At 53.7% G+C, this 19918-nt stretch carries 19 protein-coding genes; 9 read left to right on the top strand and 10 right to left on the bottom strand.

Going from position 1 to position 19918, the window contains the following annotated elements; translation table 11 throughout:
- Positions 1 to 7 precede the first annotated feature (7 nt).
- From ABDW36_RS11115 to ABDW36_RS11100, 4 genes are all read right to left on the bottom strand, one after another.
- Complete coding sequence (locus ABDW36_RS11115; protein WP_343701969.1) at positions 8 to 427, bottom strand: biopolymer transporter ExbD; 420 nt, start codon at positions 425 to 427, stop codon at positions 8 to 10.
- A gap of 27 nt (positions 428 to 454) precedes the next feature.
- Positions 455 to 1168, bottom strand: coding sequence for a MotA/TolQ/ExbB proton channel family protein (locus ABDW36_RS11110; protein WP_343701968.1), 714 nt, complete (start codon positions 1166 to 1168; stop codon positions 455 to 457).
- Between the two features lie 77 nt (positions 1169 to 1245).
- Entirely contained in the window at positions 1246 to 2481 is a 1236-nt protein-coding gene (gene pepT, locus ABDW36_RS11105) for a peptidase T (protein ID WP_343701967.1), read from the bottom strand.
- A 78-nt stretch (positions 2482 to 2559) separates the two neighbouring features.
- Complete coding sequence (locus ABDW36_RS11100) at positions 2560 to 2994, bottom strand: peptidylprolyl isomerase (RefSeq protein ID WP_343701966.1); 435 nt, start codon at positions 2992 to 2994, stop codon at positions 2560 to 2562.
- A gap of 100 nt (positions 2995 to 3094) precedes the next feature.
- Between ABDW36_RS11100 and ABDW36_RS11095 the strand changes: the two genes are divergently transcribed.
- Both ABDW36_RS11095 and fmt read left to right on the top strand, forming a co-directional pair.
- Positions 3095 to 4252 (top strand): DUF1343 domain-containing protein, encoded by a 1158-nt coding sequence (locus ABDW36_RS11095; RefSeq protein WP_343701965.1) that lies wholly within the window; start codon positions 3095 to 3097, stop codon positions 4250 to 4252.
- 17 nt (positions 4253 to 4269) lie between these two features.
- Positions 4270 to 5193 (top strand): methionyl-tRNA formyltransferase, encoded by a 924-nt coding sequence (fmt, locus tag ABDW36_RS11090; protein ID WP_343701964.1) that lies wholly within the window; start codon positions 4270 to 4272, stop codon positions 5191 to 5193.
- 29 nt (positions 5194 to 5222) lie between these two features.
- Here the strand turns inward: fmt and ABDW36_RS11085 are convergent, their stop codons facing one another.
- The 6 genes from ABDW36_RS11085 to hemH form a co-directional block, all read right to left on the bottom strand.
- Positions 5223 to 6293, bottom strand: a complete 1071-nt coding sequence (locus ABDW36_RS11085) for a LysM peptidoglycan-binding domain-containing protein (RefSeq protein ID WP_343701963.1) — start codon at positions 6291 to 6293, stop codon at positions 5223 to 5225.
- 107 nt (positions 6294 to 6400) lie between these two features.
- Positions 6401 to 7786 (bottom strand): RNA methyltransferase, encoded by a 1386-nt coding sequence (locus tag ABDW36_RS11080; RefSeq protein WP_343701962.1) that lies wholly within the window; start codon positions 7784 to 7786, stop codon positions 6401 to 6403.
- A gap of 46 nt (positions 7787 to 7832) precedes the next feature.
- Entirely contained in the window at positions 7833 to 9377 is a 1545-nt protein-coding gene (locus tag ABDW36_RS11075; RefSeq protein ID WP_343701961.1) for an NAD(P)(+) transhydrogenase (Re/Si-specific) subunit beta, read from the bottom strand.
- Entirely contained in the window at positions 9377 to 9685 is a 309-nt protein-coding gene (locus ABDW36_RS11070; RefSeq protein WP_119079051.1) for an NAD(P) transhydrogenase subunit alpha, read from the bottom strand. Before ABDW36_RS11070 ends, ABDW36_RS11075 begins: the two co-directional genes overlap by 1 nt.
- 29 nt (positions 9686 to 9714) lie before the next feature.
- On the bottom strand, positions 9715 to 10848 hold the full coding sequence (locus tag ABDW36_RS11065) for a Re/Si-specific NAD(P)(+) transhydrogenase subunit alpha (protein ID WP_343701960.1): 1134 nt from the start codon (positions 10846 to 10848) through the stop codon (positions 9715 to 9717).
- 116 nt (positions 10849 to 10964) lie between these two features.
- A complete protein-coding gene (hemH, locus tag ABDW36_RS11060) occupies positions 10965 to 12008 on the bottom strand; it encodes a ferrochelatase (RefSeq protein ID WP_343701959.1) in 1044 nt (347 codons plus the stop codon).
- A gap of 319 nt (positions 12009 to 12327) precedes the next feature.
- On the opposite strand from hemH, the gene hemA reads away from it, so the two are divergent.
- Genes hemA through hemL form a run of 7 tightly spaced genes read left to right on the top strand, consistent with a single transcriptional unit; the run spans position 12328 to position 19509 of the window.
- The gene (gene hemA / locus ABDW36_RS11055) at positions 12328 to 13584 is read left to right on the top strand and encodes a glutamyl-tRNA reductase (protein ID WP_343701958.1); all 1257 of its coding nucleotides are present in this window, start codon (positions 12328 to 12330) and stop codon (positions 13582 to 13584) included.
- Positions 13585 to 13587: 3 nt separating this feature from the next.
- Positions 13588 to 14511, top strand: a complete 924-nt coding sequence (gene hemC, locus ABDW36_RS11050) for a hydroxymethylbilane synthase (protein ID WP_343701957.1) — start codon at positions 13588 to 13590, stop codon at positions 14509 to 14511.
- A complete protein-coding gene (locus tag ABDW36_RS11045) occupies positions 14498 to 15250 on the top strand; it encodes a uroporphyrinogen-III synthase (RefSeq protein ID WP_343701956.1) in 753 nt (250 codons plus the stop codon). Before hemC ends, ABDW36_RS11045 begins: the two co-directional genes overlap by 14 nt.
- On the top strand, positions 15247 to 16275 hold the full coding sequence (hemE, locus tag ABDW36_RS11040) for a uroporphyrinogen decarboxylase (protein ID WP_343701955.1): 1029 nt from the start codon (positions 15247 to 15249) through the stop codon (positions 16273 to 16275). Before ABDW36_RS11045 ends, hemE begins: the two co-directional genes overlap by 4 nt.
- A gap of 12 nt (positions 16276 to 16287) precedes the next feature.
- The gene (hemF, locus tag ABDW36_RS11035; protein ID WP_343701954.1) at positions 16288 to 17208 is read left to right on the top strand and encodes an oxygen-dependent coproporphyrinogen oxidase; all 921 of its coding nucleotides are present in this window, start codon (positions 16288 to 16290) and stop codon (positions 17206 to 17208) included.
- Positions 17209 to 17236: 28 nt separating this feature from the next.
- Complete coding sequence (hemB, locus tag ABDW36_RS11030) at positions 17237 to 18208, top strand: porphobilinogen synthase (protein ID WP_343701953.1); 972 nt, start codon at positions 17237 to 17239, stop codon at positions 18206 to 18208.
- 14 nt (positions 18209 to 18222) lie between these two features.
- Positions 18223 to 19509 carry a glutamate-1-semialdehyde 2,1-aminomutase gene (gene hemL, locus ABDW36_RS11025; RefSeq protein ID WP_343701952.1) on the top strand — a complete coding sequence of 429 codons (1287 nt, stop codon included), beginning with the start codon at positions 18223 to 18225 and terminating at the stop codon, positions 19507 to 19509.
- Positions 19510 to 19918: the final 409 nt, after the last annotated feature.

The following is a 19918-nucleotide window of genomic DNA, read 5'->3' as shown; positions in this document are numbered from 1 at the left end:
CGATGTGTTACTTCTTGTTAGCCGCCGCGCTTTGCGGGTTGGCAGTGCCCAGCACCGTTTTGGCACCCAGCTCCCGCGCTATCTGCATCACGCTTACCACCGCGCTGATGGGTACGGTTTCCTCCGCATTGATCACAATGGTGGGGTCTACTTCTCCCACCGGAATTTTGGGTACCAGCGCTTCACGCAGCTGTTCAAAGTTCACCTTCTGCGTGCCTACATAAAACTGCTGGCCGGCATCTATGCTCACCACCACGGTCTGTTTTGCCTTGGTATTGCTCTTGGCCTTCGGCAACATCAGTTTGATGACGTTGGGATTGGCCAGGGAAGACACGATCAGGAAGAATAACAGCAGGATGAACAGGATGTCGTTCAACGCGCCGTTATGCATTTCCGCATGTCCTTTTTTTCGCCTCCTCAAATTCATACAATAAACTATTACGAATTAGGAATTTCATTTGGTGGGTTCCTGCAGCACGTCTATGAACTCTGCAGAGGAGCCTTCCATTTTGTTGATCACCTTATCTATCTGCGCCTGCAGGAAGCTGTAGCCGATGTAGGCTACCAGGCCTATGATAAGGCCGGCTGCAGACGTCACCATTTTCACGTAAATACCGCCGGCAATGGTGCTGAGGGTAATGTCTGACGTTTGGGAAATGTTGAAGAAGGTCTGGATCATACCGGCAATGGTGCCCAGGAAGCCGAACATGGGGGCTATACCGGCTATGATAGACAGTATGGCCAGGTTCTTTTCCATTTTGTAGATCTCCAGCTTGCCCACATTCTCCATAGATTTTTCAATGTTCTCTATGGGTTTGCCAATGCGCTGAATGCCTTTGTCTATCATGCGCGCAATAGGACTGTTGGTATTTTTGGAGAGCGAACGGGCGGCATTGATATTACCGGAGGTAATATGGTCCCGTATCATGGGCATAAAATTGCTTTCCAGCTTGCCCGCCCTTGAAATAGTAATATATCTTTCCACGAAAACATACACGGCAATAACGGAGAGAATGCCCAGCGGTATCATCAGCGGGCCCCCTTTCAGGATCATGTCCCACAACCTGATCTCCTGCGCCGCGGCAGTAGCAGCACCCGCGCCGGCGGCCACAGTGTCGGCCTTGGGCAGTAAAAGCGAGTCCTGCATAAACGTAACGAGTCCTAACATGAATTAAATTTTAACCTTTTTCATGAAATATAAGGGGTTAAAGTAATAATAAAAACGCAATGCTGTATAAATTATTATCAACTCTTTTCCTCCCATACCTGCACGAGGTGAATAATAGTGTCTACCGCCTTTTCCATGTCCTGCACGCTGATATACTCCTGCTTGCTGTGCAGCGCCATTTCTCCCGTAAAGATATTGGGGCAGGGCAGGCCCATGAATGAAAGCCTGGAACCATCCGTACCGCCCCTGATGCTCATTTTCAGCGGCTCCACGCCTGCGCGGCGGATGGCCTCTTCTGCATATGCCACTACATGCGGGTGTTTATCGAGCACTTCTTTCATGTTACGGTATTGCTCCGTTACCCTGAAGGAAGCGGTGGCGCCGTGGTGTTGGCTGACCACGGTTTCCATGATCTTGCGGAGGTAGAACTCGTGGCCCTGCAGCTCCGGCACTGTGAAGTCACGTATTATAAAGTCTATAGTAGCGCTTTCTACGGAACCCTGTATGCGCACCGGGTGAATAAAACCCTGGCGGTCTTCCGTGGTTTCGGGGGAAAGGATGTCTTTCGGCAATTCATCTATAATGGCTGCCGCTACCTTAATGGCGCTTACCAGCTTGCCTTTTGCGGCGCCGGGGTGTACACTTACCCCCTGGATGGAAATCTGCACCCCGTCTGCGGAAAAGGTCTCGTCTTCCAGTGAGCCCAGCTCCCCGCCGTCCATGGTATATCCGAATTGCGCGCCCAGGCGCTCCATGTTCACGTGCTCCACCCCGCGGCCCACTTCTTCATCTGGCGTGAAAAGCAGGCGGATGGTGCCGTGCTTTATTTCCGGGTGCTGCACCAGGTACCTGGCCGCGTCCATGATCTCCGCCACGCCGGCTTTATTGTCTGCGCCCAGCAAAGTGGTTCCGCTGGCCGTGATAATGTCATGCCCGGTTTTGCCGGCCAGGTAAGGGTGATTTTGCACGCTGATCACCTGTGAAGGGTCATCCGGCAGTACAATGTCTTTCCCGTCAAAATTTTCATGTACAATGGGTTTTACACCGGTGCCGCTGCAATCAGGCGCCGTGTCCATATGTGCGCAAAGGCAGATCACGGGCACCTGTTTGGAGGTAGTGGCGGGTATGGTGGCATATACATACCCATGCTCATCCATTTCCGCATCTGTGATGCCGGCTTCCTGCAACTCCTGCACCAGCAGGCGGGCCAGGTCTTTTTGCTTTTCGGTGGAAGGGAAAGTATTGCTCTGCGGGTCTGACTGGGTATCTATCTGCACATAACGCAGAAAGCGTTCTTTAACAGTATATTCCATGGGCTTGCGTAAAAAAGAAAAAGTAAAAAGCAGGATGCCCCGATTTTTACTTTTTCACTTGACTAATATTTCTATTTTTTAGGCTGAAACGATCTCAACCAGTTCAATATCAAAGATCAGCGGTTCACCGGCAAGGGGATGGTTGGCATCCAGGGTGATGAACTCCGTGCCAATAGCCGCTACTTTCACAGGGAACACCTGGCCCTGCGGGTTGCTCATCTGCAGCTCCATGCCTACGCTGGGGTTCAGATCTGCCGGGATATTGGCTTTCGGGAACTCCATGATCAGCTCATCGTTCTTGGGACCGTAAGCTTCCTCTATAGGAATGTTCAGGGTCTTTTTGTCTCCAGGCTTCATGTCCAGCACGCCATTGTCAAAGCCCTTTATCACCATACCGGCGCCTACGGTGAACTCCAGCGGGTCTCTGCCTTCTGAGGAATCAAAGGTGTTACCGTTGTTCAAGCGGCCGTGGTAGTGTACCCGTACGGTATCTCCGGTCTTTACCTGTTGCATATAAATAATTTAAAATGAGATAATAGAAGGTGAAGGTACAGATTTTGTTTTTGATTTCTGGCCATGGCTCGTTAATTTGTTGCGTTCAACTCAATGGTATATGAAACAACTTGTATGCATACTGCTGCTGCTATGCTGCTGTTTTCCTGCTTTTTCACAGCAAACCGTTATCACCGGTGCAGAACGTACCGCCACATACCTGCCGCTGCTGAAGGGCAAACGGGTAGGCATGCTGGTAAACCAGACCTCCATACTGGGACCTTCTCACCTGGTAGATTCCCTGCTGAAAAGCGGCGTGCATATTGTGAAGATATTCAGTCCGGAACACGGCTTCCGCGGGCAGGCAGATGCCGGCGAGAAACTGGGCAACAGCACAGACCCTGCTACCGGCCTGCCCATTGTATCCCTCTACGGCAAACACCGCAAGGCAGACAGTGCAGACCTGGCAGATGTAGACCTGCTTGTGTTTGACCTGCAAGACGTGGGCACGCGGTTCTACACCTACATCTCTTCCCTGCAGGAGCTGATGGAATCTGCCGCTGAATTCAACAAACCGCTGATTGTGCTGGACCGCCCCAATCCCAACGGCCACTACATAGACGGGCCGGTGCTTGACACTGCCTTCCGCTCCTTTGTAGGCATGCAGCCCATCCCCACGGTACACGGCATGACGGTGGGCGAATACGCCAAGATGCTCAATGGCGAAGGCTGGCTCAAAGGAGGCGTGCAGTGCCGGCTTACGGTCATCACCTGTGAAAACTATGATCACAACACGCTGTACAGCCTGCCCGTAAAACCATCTCCCAACCTGCCCAATATGCGCTCCATTTACCTCTACGCCTCCACCTGCCTGTTTGAGGGCACGGCGTTCAGCCTGGGGCGCGGCACGGATAAACCCTTCCAGGTATACGGGCACCCTTCGCTGCCCAAACACCTGTTCTCCTTCACGCCGCGCAGCATGCCCGGCGCCAAAAATCCCGTGTTGATGAACCAGACCTGCTATGGCTATGACCTGAGCGCGCCCTCCAAAGAAACCGTGCGCCAGATCAACCTGGAGTATGTGATCAACGCATACAGGCTGTTCCCTGACAAGAACAAATTTTTTAACGCCTTCTTCAACAAGCTGGCCGGCAACAGCACGCTGCAGGCCCAGATAAAAGCCGGACAATCTGCCGCCGCCATCCGCCAAAGCTGGGAACCCGGGCTGAAAGCGTTCAGGGAGATCAGGAAGAAGTACCTGTTATATAAGGATTTCTAATTCGATACATTTGCAGCATGAGAATCATTTTTATGGGCACGCCAGACTTTGCCGTGGCTTCCCTTGATGCGCTGGTACAGCATGGTTACAACGTGGTGGCCGTTATCACCGCGCCAGACAAACCCGCCGGCAGGGGCCTGCAACTGCAGCAAAGCGCGGTAAAACAATATGCCGTGAGCAAACAGATACCGGTGCTGCAACCCGAAAAACTGAAAAACCCGGCTTTCCTGGAAGAGCTGCGCTCTTACCGGGCAGACCTGCAGGTGGTAGTAGCCTTCCGCATGTTGCCGGAACTGGTGTGGAACATGCCGCCGCTGGGCACCATCAACGTGCATGCCTCACTGCTGCCGCAATACCGCGGCGCAGCGCCCATTAACTGGGCCATCATCAACGGTGAAAAAGAATCAGGCGTTACCACCTTCAGACTGCAGCACGAAATTGATACCGGCAATATTCTCTTTGCTTCCAAAGTAGCCATCCGCGAAGATGAAACGGCCGGAGAGCTGCATGACGAGCTGATGAAAGCCGGGGCAGAGGTATTGATAAAAACCGTGGAAGCCCTTTCCAGCGGCGGTATTGAAGGCACCATACAAAACAACGTTCCTGCTGAAGAGCTGAAACATGCACCCAAAATATTCAAGGAAGACTGCCGGATCAACTGGGAGCAGCCTGTTGACCGTATCTATAATCTCATCCGCGGCCTCAGCCCCTACCCTACTGCTTTCACCAGCCTGCAAGGCAAAACGCTGAAGATCTTCAAGGCGGGGAAAGAGTTGGCTCAACACGATCACGCACCGGGCAGCGTGCACTCAGATCATAAAACTTACCTGAAATTTGCGGCAGACGGGGGTTATATCAGGGTAGAGGAACTGCAGCTGGAGGGGAAGAAGAAGATGGGGGTAGTGGAGTTTTTGAGGGGGTTCAGGTTTGAAACAACATAAAAAAGGCGCCTCAACCGGCGCCTTTCTCTTTATTTTTCATCATAATTCAATTCACAATAAAATCTTCCTTCCGTAATCCCCAGCGCATCCTGCGCTGCATCGCTCAGCTTGATGATCAGGTTGGCATTGGCCTTCAGCTGCGGGATGGCGTCCAGCACCTTTGCATAGATGGAACGGCCGGTTAAGGGGTTGGTCACTTTCACGATAGTACCGCGCGGAGCGCTGTTGTGCAGCGCGTAATACTTGCCGGAGCCTACTACCGCGTTGCTTCTGAACCAGGTGCCGGGCCCTTTTTCCGTAACGGTGTTTCTGCCGTTGTTGGTTTGCTGCATATAGATCTGCTCAAAACCTCCTTCCGGAATGGAAGGTGTGCGGCCCAGGCTGGTTTCACGGCGGGCTTCGGGCTCCGCGGCTTGTGACCTGGGTGCGGGGCGGGTTTCAGGCTCTATTGGCTGTGTAGACGCCACCGGTTTGGATTCCGGTTGAGCAGGCTGAGACGGGGGCGCAGGGCGGGTTTCAGGTTCCGCGGGTTGTGACCTGGTAGCTACCGGTGCCGAAGGCTGCTGCTGGCTGGCTACCGGCTCTGTAGCGGCCGGGCGGGAAACGGCTTCGGTCCTGGGCGCGGCAGATGCCAGCACAGCAGACTGCCCGTTGCCTTTCACAAAGCCTACAACCAGGTAGGCATCTTTCTGTACCCCGTCACCGGTAATATGGTTCCATTGACGCACATTGTCCAGCGGCACTTTGGCGTAGCGCACATGAATGCGGTACAGCGTTTCCTTTTCGGCCACCTTGTGGTATACCGGACGAACGCCCGCGCCGCTCTGCGCGTCTTTGGACTGAATAAAATTGTTCTTATTTAAAGGGATCGTGATCTGCTTGCCTAAGCTGAGTCCCTGATCCATCTGCATTCTGTTCTTCGCCGCAATATCTTTCGGGCTCAAACCATACGCACGGCCAAGGCTGTACCATGTTTCCCCTTTCTTCACCGTATGCGTCAAATAAAGATCAGGAGCATTGCCCTGTACAAGGAGCGTGTCCTGCGCGGCTACACTCATTGCACTGGCCATCATTACACCTAACAAAACTGACTTTAACATAATTTCTAATACTTTAAGGGAACGAATATATGTGTTAAAAACGAATTTTCATTTATATCGAAACGACAAAAAATCAAATTTGTTGTTACGCCGCAACCGTTACCGGCTCAAGGTTCCGGTGTTCCGGCCTTCAGAATGCGCATTTCTTTCGGATAATAATTATTGATCCTGTTCGGCAAAATCTTGGCCCAGCCTATATTCATCCCGCTATATCTCATCAGGGCCCAGCCTTTTATTGTTTCACCCAGCTGCAGGTCTTCCTTGCGCAGATAACGCAGCGCATCTTCCAGCCCCAGTTCAATAGCAGGCAAATCAGCTGCTATGCAGGTGCTCAGTGCCAGCTGATGGTCTGGCACCAGCTCTTTCGCGGTCAGTTGCCCGGCTTTCACACCGGCTTTCCGGATGTACAGGTTCTTCTGCAGCAGCGGCAGCTCTTCCGCCATGGCGGGCGTGAGAACGATGACTTCACCATTGTGCGGCATCATCATATATTCTCCATCTTTTTTCAACCAGGGCGTAATGCGGGCAGCCTCACGCGAAGGCAGCAGGCTAAGGTGCGCACGGTTTTTCTTTGGCGGCACGGCGCTGCCCTTTTTTCTGAAGCAGGCAATAAAAAAGCCTTCGCCTTTCACCTGGTCCGGGTAAAAACGGTAACCATGCGAGCGGTGCTGCGGGGAAACGGTTGCCACAATATGCCAATCCGGCTGCAGTTGCAGCGGACAGTTTTCCAGCTCAAAATTCTCCAGCAGCCAGTCCATCACCTCTTCATCTTCTTCACGCGCGTAGGAGCAGGTAGAATAAATGAGTACACCACCCGGTTTAAGCGCGGGCAGCACATCTGCCAGAATCCTTTGCTGGCGTTGGCAACAGAGCATCACATTTTCCTGCGACCATTCGTTGATGGCCTCCGGATCGCGGCGAAAGAGTCCGGAGCCGGAGCAGGGAGCGTCTGCCACTATTACATCGAAATATTCTTCAAGACGTGCAAAATCACGCGGGTCATTATTGGTGACCACCACATTCTCCGCGCCCCAGCGGGCTATGTTATCCGCCAGCAACGCGGCGCGCGGCTTGATCACTTCATTGGCCACCAGCAGGCTCTGCGGGTGCAGTATGGCTTGCATCAGCGTGCTTTTGCCGCCGGGCGCGGCGCAGAGGTCTAGCGCCTTGAGCGGCTGCTGCAGGCTGGCCGTTTGCCGCAAGGCTTCTTCCAGGAACATGGACGAGGCTTCCTGCACGTAATATGCACCGGCATGAAATTGCGGATCGAGCGTAAAGGAAGGACGGCTGGAAAGGTAGTAACCATTATGGCTCCAGGGCACGGGCGTTACGGTGAGCCTGGGAAAAAGCACCGCTGCATTGGCTGCTTTCAGTGGCTGCAGCCTCACCGAAGTAATGCGCTCACCGGACGCATGTACTTCCATGAATGGCCCCGGGCGGTAGCCCGGCAGGCCCTGCAACGTATCTGTAAAAGCTGGCGGTAAAGAAGGCAAATTGTACTTTTTCCGCAAATTTAGTGAATTGTGGGCGGAGCGCCAGCTACAACATTTTCACTTCTGCTACCAGCTGCTGCAGCACAGATTTTGCATCACCGAACAGCATGGAAGTTTTGGGCTGGAAGAATAATTCGTTCTCAATGCCGGCATAGCCGGGTTTCATGCTGCGTTTGTTCACGATCACCATTTTGGCGTTCTCCACTTCCAGTATGGGCATGCCGTAAATGGGGCTGGCGGGATCATTCTTGGCCGCGGGGTTGACCACATCGTTGGCGCCGAGCACCAGCACCGCATCAGTTGTATTCATTTCACTGTTGGCCTGCTCCATTTCCTGCAGCTTTTCATACGGCACGTCCGCTTCGGCCAGCAGCACGTTCATGTGGCCAGGCATGCGGCCGGCCACGGGATGAATAGCATAGTTCACCTCCACTCCTTTTTCTTCCAGCAGCTTCTCCAGTTCATGACATACGTGCTGTGCCTGCGCTACGGCCAGGCCATAGCCGGGCACTATCATTACCCGGTTGGCATAACGGAGCACCACCGCCGCATCAGACAAGCTGATCTCCTTGTAACTGCCATATTCCCTGGCGGCCCCGCCCGACTGCGTGCCGCCAAAGGAGCCGATCAGCACGTTTTTGAGAGAACGGTTCATGGCCTTGCACATCAGAATAGTGAGGATAGTGCCTGCTGAGCCTACCAGTATGCCACCGGTGAGCATCACGGGGTTGTTGTACAGGAAACCGCCGCAGGCTGCGGCTACGCCGGTAAAGGAGTTGAGCAGGGAGATCACCACGGGCATGTCTGCCCCGCCGATGGGCATTACGAATAGAATGCCGTAAGCTACGGATAGTGCGAGGATGATGTAAAAGGCAATGGTGATGGCGGGTTTGACGGTAAACAAGGTGCCGTTGGCAATAATGCTTCCTATATCCCTGCCGTTGTCTATACGCACTATGTAACTATCATTGATGACAACAACCAGATAGGTTGCCAATATTACTATAACGGCCAGCACAGTGAGGTTGGCAATATGCTGGCCCTTGAACGCGAAGTCCTTTATTTTGCCATTGAGCTTACCCCAGGCTATGATGCTGCCTGCAAAAGATACAGTGCCTATGATGAGGCCCAGCAATATGATCAGCAGCTTGCCGGCTGCCTGTACATTCCCCAACAGGTACTTACCAAAATCAAAACCGGGCGGGAAGCTTGTCCAGCCACCATCACCACCCAGCGGCAGAGAATGAGACAAATGATTAAACTCCACAATAGATATCAGCATGGCGCAAGCCCCACCCATGCCGTTGAACATGCTCACCATTTCAGGCATGGCCGTCATCTTCACCCTCCGTGCCGCCACCACGCCAATTACCGTTCCGATCAGCAGCCCGCCGAATATCCATCCGTAATTATGCAGTTTCCGCCCGCCTTCTTCGTACAGGAAAATAGTGCCCACAATGGCCACAAACATGCCCACCGCTGCCACCAGGTTGCCTCTGCGGGCAGTGGCGGGATTGCTGAGCATTTTCAATCCAACAATAAATGTAACAGAGCCAACCAGGTAAGCGATGGATAAGAGACTTGCTTCCATTATTTCTTCTTTTTAAACATTTCCAGCATTCTGTCTGTCACCACAAAACCGCCTACCACGTTGAGCGTACCCAATATCACCGCTAAAAAGCCCAGCACCAGCGCCAGGTAATTGTCTGCCTCCGCCTTGCCCATCACAATGATGGCGCCTATGATCACCACGCCGTGAATGGCGTTGGCGCCGCTCATCAGGGGTGTATGCAACACGGAAGGTACGCGGGAGATCACTTCGATACCCAGGAAAACAGACAGTATCACGATGTACACCATCTCGATATGCAGTTGTAAAAAGTCCAGTACTGCGCTCATATGCAAAGAGTTATGATTTTGTTGGAATATTATACGGCAGCGGCCTGCAGCTGCTTCACGCGGTCATTCACAATTTCTCCCTGGTGGGTGATGCAGGTGCCTTTCACCAGATCGTCCTCAAAATTGAGGTTCACCTGGCCTTCTTTGCTGATGATGAGCTTCAGGAAGTTCAGCACGTTGCGGGCATACAGCTTGCTGGCATCTGCCGGCGCAGTGCCCGCCAGGTCTGAGTTGCCTATCACCGTTACGCCGCCGTGCACAATAGTTTCCGCATTTCTTGTCACTTCCGTGTTGCCCCCGGTGGCGGCGGCCAGGTCAATGATCACGGAGCCGTTTTTCATTTGGCCCACCGTTTCTTTTGTGATCAGGATGGGGGCAGGTTTTCCGGGAATCTGCGCGGTGGTGATCACAATATCCGCTTTGGCGGCGCTTTCTGCTATTTTCTGTTCCTGCTTCAGCTTATACTCTGCAGACTGTTCTACGGCGTAACCGCCGGCCTTCGAAGCGTCTGCCGCACCTTCTACCTCTACGAACTTTGCACCCAGGCTCATCACTTCCTCTTTCACGGCGGGGCGGGTATCAAATACTTCCACTACGGCGCCCAGCCTGCGGGCGGTAGCAATGGCCTGCAAACCGGCCACCCCGGCGCCCAGTATCAGCACCTTGGCCGGCGGAATGCTGCCGGCGGCCGTCATGAACATGGGAAAATACCGGGAATAGGTATACGCAGCCAGCAGCACGGCCTTGTAGCCGGCAATATTGGCCTGCGAGCTGAGCACGTCCATGCTTTGCGCGCGGGTGGTGCGGGGAATGGTGTCAAGACTGAATACGGTGAACTGTTTTTCCGCCCATTGCTGCATCAGGGCTGGGTTGTAGAGGGGTTGATAGATGCCCAGCCATATTTTGCCGGGCGGCGTGTTTTTCCATTCTTCCGGGGCGGGCGGGCGGATGCTCAGCAACATATCCGCCTGCTGCAGCAGCTCTGCGCGGGTTTTGATATCCGCACCGGCCTCCCGGTATGCTTCATCCGGGTAAAATGCCTGTGCGCCGGCGCCTGCTTCCACCCACACTGTTACCTGTTGCTGCACAATCTGTTTAACGACTTCCGGAACGAGCGATACCCTGTTTTCTCCTGCTTTTTCTTTAAGAACGGCCAAGATCATCAGCGATGGAATTTTGCTGAATGAATTTACCGAAAAAAAGCGGAAAAAACGGGCGGCAGTACATAAAAAAGGCGCAACGCTCTGCGGTTGCGCCTTTCAGAAATATTCCCGCTCCGCTATGCGGATACCGGCTCCATCACTTCACGGCACAGCGTGCTGACGGCCTGTACCCACAAGGGGTGCGTATTCAGGCAGGGGATCATGGTAAAACTGTCTCCCCCGGCGTTGATAAACGTATGTTTTCCCTCCACTGCAATCTCTTCCAGCGTTTCCAGGCAATCAGACACAAAAGCCGGGCAGGCCACCAGCAACTTCTTCACACCTTCTTTCGGCAGGCTTTCAAAACGCTCCGCCGTATAGGGCTTGATCCATTCCTCACGGCCCAGCCTTGACTGGAAAGCCACGCCCCACTTGTGTTTGGGAATGCCCAGCCTGGCAGCCACCAGCTCCGAGGTGATGATCACCTGGTGGCGGTAACACTGGGTGTGGGCTTTGGAATCTACATGGCAGCAATCGTTCACTTTCAGGCAATGAGAGCCGGTGATGTCACCTTTTCGTATATGCCTTACCGGTACCCCGTGGTAGCTGAACAATAGGTAGTCAAAATCCTGCTCCACATAAGGGCGCATGCTTTCCGCCAGCGCGTGGATGTATTCTTCGCGGCGGTACCAGGGCTGCACTATTTTCAGTTCAAAAGGGTATTGTTTACGCTGGTAAACGGTTTTGGCGTATTCTGCCGCCGTTTCGTAGCTGCTCATGGCGTAGTGCGGGTAGAGCGGCACGAGCACCACTTCCTTCAGGCCGGGGTGTTCTTTCACCAGTTTGTCGAACGTAGCGGCGGGAGAAGGGTTGCCGTACCGCATGGTGATCTCTACCGGCATCTCAAGGTCGTGCTGCAGCGCCTTCTGCAATTGTTTGGTGAGCACAATGAGGGGTGAGCCTTCCGGCCACCAGATGCTTTTGTACGCTTCGGCGCTCTTTTCCGCCCGGCGCGGCACAATAACACCGCCCACCAGCAGCTTGCGCATCAGCCAGGGGTAGTCTATCACCCGTTTGTCCATCAGAAATTCAAGCAAATACTTTTTCACATCGGGCACTTCCGTGGAATCCGGTGAGCCCAGGTTCATCAATACGATGGCTGTATCAGATTTTGCGACCATAATCCTGTAAAATTGTTGCAAAAGTAAGCGCTTTTCATGCTATATCAGGCATGTTCTGTCATTAAATTGTTAGAATAAAAGGGCCGGAGGCGTTGCCCGGTGCATGATTCCGGTCACTCATCATCCGCTATTTTATCAGTAACTTGCGGGTGTACATCCCTGTAAACGCATGCACATGCCGCATATGATGAAACATGATGAAAATCATTTTTTGGAAACCCCTGTGAACAGGGGTAGAAATGACACACTAGTGACAGCTAAGGGCGCGGTTTTGAAGCGTATGCCAGTATTTTTGCACCCGGAAGCTTTTAAGAAAAACATGCAGGTCAATCAGCCCAAAGACATATCAAACTTTCATATTGTTGGAATCAACTATAAGAAAACTGACGCTGCGATCCGGGGACTATACGCAATTAACCAGGACCAATACCAGCAACTGTTAGAGACCGCCCGCGGGGCCGGCCTCACAGACCTGTTTGTGCTCTCCACCTGTAACCGCACTGAAATTTATGGTTTTGCCGCAGATGCCGCCGTGCTGAGAGAGCTGTTGTGCAGCGCCGCCGGCGGTGATCCGGAGGTATTTGCGGAACTGGCCTACCAGAAATCAGGAGAAGAGGCCGTGCGCCACCTGTACCATGTAGGCACCGGGCTGGATTCCCAGATACTGGGAGACTACGAGATCATAGGCCAGATCAAGAACGCCGCCAAGTTTGCCAAAGCGCATGGCTCCATAGGCACTTTCCTGGAGCGGCTGGTAAACAGCGTGCTGCAGGTTTCCAAACTCATCAAGAACGAAACCGGCCTCAGCTCCGGCACCGTATCAGTGGCTTTTGCCGCCGTGCGCATGCTGGAAAAGAAAGTGCCGGACATTTGCCATAACAAGCACATTGTGCTGCTGGGTGTAGGCAAAATAGGCCGCAACACCTGCAAGAACATGATGGAATACCTGGGCGTACGCAATATTACGCTCATCAACCGCACCACCGCCGTAGCCGAAGAGTTTGCCGGCCAGCACGGCCTGCAATACACGCCGTATGAGCAGATGGACAGCACGCTGCAGCAGGCAGACGTGATACTGGTGGCCACCAATGCCCCGCAACCTACTATTTTGCCCTCGCACATGGAAGGCGCCAGCCGCAAACTCATCATAGACCTTTCCATCCCCTTCAACGTAGCCCCTGAAGTACGGGAACTGGAGCATGTGGAAGTGATCAACGTAGACGACCTGAGCAAGGTACAGGATGAAACGCTGCAGATGCGCCTCAGTGAAGTGCCCAAAGCCATGGCTATTATAGATGAGCATATGGAAGAGTTCCTTTACTGGTTCAAGATGCGCAAACATGCCGTGGTGCTGAAAGCGGTGAAGGAAAAGCTCACGGAGATCCACGCCCGCGAAATAAAGGAACAAAAGAACGGCGCACATTATAACCTGGAAGACCTGGAGGAAGTTTCTTCCCGCATCATCCAGAAAATGATCAATTTGATGGCCGGCAAGGTGCGCAGGGAAACAGATAAAGGCGATGATTACATTGCCATGATCAGCGACATTTTCGAAGCCGGCGTTAATCAGGAATAAACGATGGAAAAAATTATCAGGATAGGCACCCGGGACAGCCAGCTCGCCATGTGGCAGGCCACCCTGGTAAGGGATCTTTTAACCGGCAACGGGCATACGGTAGAACTGGTACCGATCAAAAGCGAAGGCGATATAGACCTGGTCACCCCCCTTTACGAGATAGGCGTGCAGGGCATCTTCACCAAAAGCCTTGACCTTGCCCTGCTGAACAGCAGGATAGACGTGGCCGTTCACTCCTTTAAAGACGTGCCTACCCAGCTGCCGCAGGGCATCATCAACGCGGCCGTGCTGAAACGCGGCCCGGTGAAAGACCTGCTGGTTTACAAACACAATACTGACTTTTTAGACGATACTGCATATACCGCCCACATCGGCACCAGCAGCATACGCCGCAAGGCGCAGTGGCTGCGGCGCTACCCGCGCCACCAGCTGCACAACCTGCGCGGCAACGTGATCAAAAGGCTGGAGAAGCTGGCGGCCGAAAACTGGGATGCCGCTATTTTTGCAGCGGCCGGTGTAGAACGCATTAATGTGCGCCCCGAACAATCCGTGATATTGGACTGGATGCTGCCCGCACCCGCACAAGGTGCTATAGTGGCCGCCTGCCGTGAAAATGACGATTACATCAGGGAGGCGCTGGCCCCCCTGCACCATGCAGACACTGCCCTTTGCACCGGCGTGGAACGCGAGTTCCTGCGCACCTTGCTGGGTGGCTGCACTACTCCCATCAGCGCCTATGCGGAGATCAGGGAAGGGCAGCTGCACTTTGAAGGTAACCTTTGCAGCCTCAACGGAGACGCTTCCATTACCGTAACCCGCCAGGGCGCCACCGGCGCCACACAAGGCATGGGCAAGGATGCGGCGGAAGAGGTGCTGGCAAACGGCGGCCGCGCAGTGATCGAAGCCATCAGGAATGCCCAACGCTAAATATACCATACTCAGCACCAAAGCATTGCCGCCAGACCTTGTGGAAGAAGCGGCGGGACATGGTATTGCGGTGGAAGACCGGGCTTTTATTGACGTTACTACCGCGATCACAGAGGAGATAGAGCACCGGATAATGTCATCCATTTGGAAATGCAACGTAGTGGTATTCACCAGCCGGCATGCGGTAGGCGCGGTAAGCAATGTGCTGCGATCCTTCGTTGGTGAGCACCGGTTGCTGTTCCCTGGCTCTCCATTGCAAGATGTGCAGGTATACTGCCTGCAAGGCGCAACCCGCCAGGCCGTGGAAGAGAACATACCGGGTGTACTGATAGCCGGCACGGCCGCCAATGCAACAGCGCTGGCGCAAAGGATCATTGAAGACCAGGTGCCGGCCGTAACCTTCTTCTGCGGCAACATGCGCCGGGGAGAACTGCCGGACATACTGCGGGCACACCATATTGACGTGCAGGAAATAGTGGTGTACAACACCACGGAAACACCTGCGGTAGTGGAAAAAGAGTATGACGGCATCCTCTTTACAAGCCCCAGCGGAGTACGGAGCTTTTTCTCCGTGAATACCCCGCCCAGGCACACGGTTTGTTTCGCCATTGGAGAAACTACCGCCGCCGCCCTCCGGGACGTGACGGACAACAGGGTGATCACCAGCATTGAACCATCTGCAGACGCCCTGCTAGGAACAGCTATTTATTACTTTGACAATATCAATTGCTACGAATGAGCGGATTACAGAATGACTTGTTGTTAAAAGCGCTGGCGGGCTCACCCGTACCCCGCCCGCCGGTATGGATGATGCGCCAGGCCGGGCGCTTTCTGCCTGACTATATCAAACTGCGCGATAAATACTCTTTCTTTGAGCGCTGCCAAACACCTGAGCTGGCCACTGAAATCACCGTCATGCCGGTAGACCAGGTAGGCGTAGACGCCGCCATTATTTTCTCAGATATACTGGTGGTGCCGCAGGCCATGGGCATGGAAGTGCAACTGGTGGAAAAAGTAGGCCCCCTGCTGCCGCAACCGGTAAAATCTGCCGCAGACCTGGAGCGCATCGTGATCCCTGACGTGGAAGACCGCCTCCATTATGTGATGGACGCCCTGCGCCTCACCAAACAGACCCTGGCCGGCCGCGTGCCCCTCATAGGTTTTGTCGGCGCGCCATGGACGCTGCTCTGTTACATGGTACAAGGCAAAGGCTCCAAAACCTTTGATGAGGCCAAGGCCTTCTGCTATACCCAGCCTGCCGTAGCCCACGAGCTGCTCCACCGCCTCACGGAAACCACCATCCTGTACCTGAAAGCACAGGTGGCCGCCGGGGCAGATGTAGTGCAGATCTTCGACTCATGGGGCGGGCTGCTCAGTCCGCAGGACTTTGAAGAATTCTCTTTACAATACATCCGCCGCATAGTGGCCGCATTGCAGGGCGTTTGCCCCGTGATCGTGTTTGCCAAAGGCGCCTGGTTTGCCCTGGAAGAAATGGCCGCCACCGGCGCGCAGGGCCTTGGGCTTGACTGGTGCATCAAACCGCAGCTGGCCCGCCAGTTTGCCGGCCCTGCCGTTACCCTGCAAGGCAACTTTGACCCTGCGCAGCTGATGAAACCCATCCCTGACATCCAGAAGGCCGTGAAGGAAATGATCACCGCCTTTGGCCCGCAGCGCTACATTGCCAACCTGGGCCACGGCATTTTGCCCAACATACCGGTAGACCATGCCAAAGCCTTTGTGGAAGCCGTAAAGAGTTTTGCATAAACCAGTGTACGCATGAGCATTAAAGATCAATTCATTCCCTACATACACCAGCTGCAGAACAAGATCTGCGCTGCACTGGAAGGCGTTGACGGGAAAGCAAAATTCAGGGAAGACAAATGGGAGCGCGAAGGCGGCGGTGGCGGTATTACCCGTGTCATTGCAGACGGCAACGTGTTCCAGAAAGGCGGCGTCAACACCTCCGTAGTACATGGCCAGCTGCCGCCGGTAATGGCCCAGCAGTTCAAAGTAGCTGACAACAGCCGTTTTCTGGCGGCCGGCATCTCGCTGGTGATACATCCGCAAAACCCTTACGTGCCCACGGTACACGCCAACTTCCGGTATTTTGAACTGTACGGGGAAAACGGCGCCATAGCAGACTGCTGGTTTGGCGGCGGCGCTGATCTTACGCCCTATTATATATTTGAGGAAGACGGCGCGCATTTTCACCGCACCTTCAAGGAAGCCTGTGATCCCTTCGGGAAAGAGCTGTACCCGCAATACAAGAAACATTGCGACGAGTATTTTGTGAATAAGCACCGGAACAATGAGGCGCGCGGCATAGGCGGTATCTTTTACGACTACCTCCGCCCCCAGCCCGGCCGCACGGCGGAAGACCTGCTGCAGTTCCAGGTATCCAACGGAAATGCGTTCATTCCTTCGTACCTTCCGCTGGTGGAGAAACGGAAAGACCTTCCTTACTCCGAAGCGCAGGTACACTGGCAGGAATACCGCCGCGGCCGTTACGTGGAGTTCAATCTCATTCATGACAGGGGCACCCTCTTCGGCCTCAAAACGAACGGCCGCATAGAGTCCATACTCATGAGCCTGCCTGCAAAGGCCCGCTGGGAGTATGATTACCACCCCGCCCCCGGCAGCCCGGAAGCGGAGTTGCTGGAATACCTGAAGCCGCGGAACTGGGTAAACGAATCATAAAATTTGTTGAACATAAAATCAGAAGAAGATGATCAGAAGAAACAGGATTTTACGCAACACACCCGCCATTAGAGCCATGGTAGCGGAAACCATACTGACGCCGGCCAATTTTATTGCGCCGCTGTTTGTAACGGAAGGCAAAGGCGTGAAGGAAGAAATTACCTCCATGCCCGGCTACTACCGCCACTCGCTTGACCTCACGGCCAAAGAAGTGAAAGAGCTCTGGGCCCTGGGCATCAAAAGCGTATTGCTGTTCATTAAATGTGCGGATGAGCTGAAAGATAATAAAGGCACCGAAGCCCTCAACCCTGACGGGCTGATGCAACGTGCCATCAAAACCGTGAAAGACGCCGTGCCCGGCATGGTGGTGATGACAGACGTGGCGCTGGACCCTTATTCTTCTTTTGGCCACGACGGTATCGTGGAAGGAGAAGAGATCGTGAACGACGCCACGGTGAACGTACTGGCGGAAATGAGCGTGAGCCACGCGCAGGCCGGTGCAGACATAGTAGCGCCCAGTGATATGATGGACGGCCGCATACTGGCCATCCGTGAAGCGCTGGAAGACAACCATTTCACCAAAACCGGCATTATGGCCTACAGTGCCAAATATGCCAGCTGCTTTTATGGCCCCTTCCGTGATGCGCTGGACTCTGCGCCCGGTTTCGGGGACAAGAAAACCTACCAGATGGATTACGCCAATGCCCGCGAGGCGCTGAAAGAAACCCTGATGGACGTGGAAGAAGGAGCAGACATTGTGATGGTGAAACCTGCCATGGCCTACCTCGATATTATCAGGCTGGTTAAAGACAGTGTTACCGTTCCTGTCAGCGCATATCATGTAAGCGGAGAATACGCCATGATCAAGGCAGCGGCCAAAATGGGATGGCTCAATGAAGAAAAGGCCGTGCTGGAAAGTCTCACCAGCATCAAACGCGCCGGTGCAGACCTGATTGCCACCTATTTTGCCAAAGACGCTGTCCATTTACTGAACAAATAAAAAATTTCATCTGCATGTTTACAAAAAGCAAAGCCCTGTTTGAACAAGCCGGCAACGTAATACCCGGTGGTGTGAACTCTCCCGTACGTGCATTCAAAAGCGTAGGCGGCACGCCTGTTTTCATGCAGCATGCCAAGGGCGCTTATATGTACGATGTAGACGGCAACCGCTACATTGACTATATCAACTCCTGGGGCCCCATGATACTCGGCCATGCCTATGAGCCCGTGGTAAAGGCCATCCAGGAATATGCCACCTACTCTACCTCTTTCGGCGCGCCCACCCGGCTGGAAGTGGAGGTGGCCGAACTGATCGTTAGCATGGTGCCGAACATAGACATGGTGCGCATGGTGAACTCCGGCACGGAAGCTTGTATGAGCGCACTGCGGCTGGCCCGCGGCTTCACTGGCAGAAACAAGGTGATCAAATTTGAAGGTAACTACCACGGCCATGCAGACTCTTTCCTGGTAAGCGCCGGCAGCGGCGTGGCCACCCTTGGCATACAGGCTGTGCCCGGCGTAACCACTACGGTGGCAGAAGATACGCTCACCGCGCCTTACAACAACCTGCCTGCTGTTGAGCAGCTGATTGCGGAACACCCTGAACAGGTTGCCGCCATTATTGTTGAGCCGGTAGCAGGCAATATGGGCTGCATTCTTCCCCAGCCCGGTTTCCTGGAAGGCCTGCGTTCATTGTGTGACCAGCATGGCATTGTGTTCATTATGGACGAAGTGATGACCGGCTTCCGCCTGGCCAAAGGCGGCGCGCAGGAGCTGTTCAACATCAAGGCAGACCTGGTAACCTTTGGCAAGATCATTGGCGGCGGCATGCCCGTAGGTGCATTTGCCGGCCGGCGAGAAATAATGGAGCATGTAGCTCCCGCCGGTAAAGTATACCAGGCCGGTACCCTTAGCGGCAACCCCATTGCCATGATTGCCGGTTACACCCTGCTGAAAACGCTGAATGAGCATCCTTCCATTTACACCCAGCTGGAAGAAAAAACCGGCCAACTGGTAGCCGGCCTCCGTGGCGCACTGGGCGCCGCGGGCGTGGTGCACCAGATCAACCACATCGGTTCCATGATGAGCGTACACTTTGCCGAATACCCCATTGTAGATTTCACCGCCGCTTCAGGCGCCAACAATGAGCTGTTCCGCCGCTTCTTCCATGCCATGCTCGAAAGAGGCGTATACCTGCCGCCTTCCGCATTTGAAAGCTGGTTTATTTGCCATGCACTGGGCCAGGAAGACATTGAATTTACCATAGAAGCCGCCAAAGCATCCATGCAGGCTATCAAATAAAGACGTTAACGATCAATCCAGTTTTATGTGTGAGTGAAAAAAGCTGCCTCCGGGCAGCTTTTTGTATTTATAGATATCAAGATGTGTTTAACATTCAATTGTTAATTAAACATATCTATTTATAGTATTCCTTTCAGCCGTTTACAGCTGTTTCCCTTGCCCGAATTCTTTAACGGTCAAGAAAAGTTTATTTGTAAATCGAATTAAATTTTTATCTTGTACCCGGATCTGAAAAACCTGGACGCTATGTCAACGCCAGCATAGTTCCGTTAAACAGTGAAAACCTGGATGCGATGTATCCACGCCAGCATCGCCTCCTTATTAAAAACAGTGAAGAACCCGGCGGCTGTGCAAACGAGCGCAGTCCCTACAAAAAAACAACGAAAACCGGCAACTACGCGCCCGCCAG

It is taken from the genome of Chitinophaga sp. (genome assembly GCF_039596455.1).
In the GTDB taxonomy this organism is placed as follows: domain Bacteria; phylum Bacteroidota; class Bacteroidia; order Chitinophagales; family Chitinophagaceae; genus Chitinophaga.
Note: the sequence above shows the minus strand (reverse complement) of the source record. Positions and strands in the feature narration are given on the sequence as shown.

Excerpts from the sequence above, each read along its gene's own strand:
- ABDW36_RS11095 (WP_343701965.1), top strand. The coding sequence starts at position 3,095 with ATGAAACAACTTGTATGCATACTGCTGCTGCTATGCTGCTGTTTTCCT.
- hemA (WP_343701958.1), top strand. The coding sequence starts at position 12,328 with ATGCAGGTCAATCAGCCCAAAGACATATCAAACTTTCATATTGTTGGA.
- ABDW36_RS11100 (WP_343701966.1), bottom strand. The coding sequence starts at position 2,994 with ATGCAACAGGTAAAGACCGGAGATACCGTACGGGTACACTACCACGGC.
- ABDW36_RS11110 (WP_343701968.1), bottom strand. The coding sequence starts at position 1,168 with ATGTTAGGACTCGTTACGTTTATGCAGGACTCGCTTTTACTGCCCAAG.
- fmt (WP_343701964.1), top strand. The coding sequence starts at position 4,270 with ATGAGAATCATTTTTATGGGCACGCCAGACTTTGCCGTGGCTTCCCTT.
- hemF (WP_343701954.1), top strand. The coding sequence starts at position 16,288 with ATGAGCATTAAAGATCAATTCATTCCCTACATACACCAGCTGCAGAAC.
- ABDW36_RS11075 (WP_343701961.1), bottom strand. The coding sequence starts at position 9,377 with ATGGAAGCAAGTCTCTTATCCATCGCTTACCTGGTTGGCTCTGTTACA.
- ABDW36_RS11045 (WP_343701956.1), top strand. The coding sequence starts at position 14,498 with ATGCCCAACGCTAAATATACCATACTCAGCACCAAAGCATTGCCGCCA.
- ABDW36_RS11085 (WP_343701963.1), bottom strand. The coding sequence starts at position 6,293 with ATGTTAAAGTCAGTTTTGTTAGGTGTAATGATGGCCAGTGCAATGAGT.
- pepT (WP_343701967.1), bottom strand. The coding sequence starts at position 2,481 with ATGGAATATACTGTTAAAGAACGCTTTCTGCGTTATGTGCAGATAGAT.
- ABDW36_RS11115 (WP_343701969.1), bottom strand. The coding sequence starts at position 427 with ATGAATTTGAGGAGGCGAAAAAAAGGACATGCGGAAATGCATAACGGC.
- ABDW36_RS11070 (WP_119079051.1), bottom strand. The coding sequence starts at position 9,685 with ATGAGCGCAGTACTGGACTTTTTACAACTGCATATCGAGATGGTGTAC.
- ABDW36_RS11065 (WP_343701960.1), bottom strand. The coding sequence starts at position 10,848 with ATGATCTTGGCCGTTCTTAAAGAAAAAGCAGGAGAAAACAGGGTATCG.
- hemC (WP_343701957.1), top strand. The coding sequence starts at position 13,588 with ATGGAAAAAATTATCAGGATAGGCACCCGGGACAGCCAGCTCGCCATG.
- hemB (WP_343701953.1), top strand. The coding sequence starts at position 17,237 with ATGATCAGAAGAAACAGGATTTTACGCAACACACCCGCCATTAGAGCC.
- hemH (WP_343701959.1), bottom strand. The coding sequence starts at position 12,008 with ATGGTCGCAAAATCTGATACAGCCATCGTATTGATGAACCTGGGCTCA.
- hemL (WP_343701952.1), top strand. The coding sequence starts at position 18,223 with ATGTTTACAAAAAGCAAAGCCCTGTTTGAACAAGCCGGCAACGTAATA.
- hemE (WP_343701955.1), top strand. The coding sequence starts at position 15,247 with ATGAGCGGATTACAGAATGACTTGTTGTTAAAAGCGCTGGCGGGCTCA.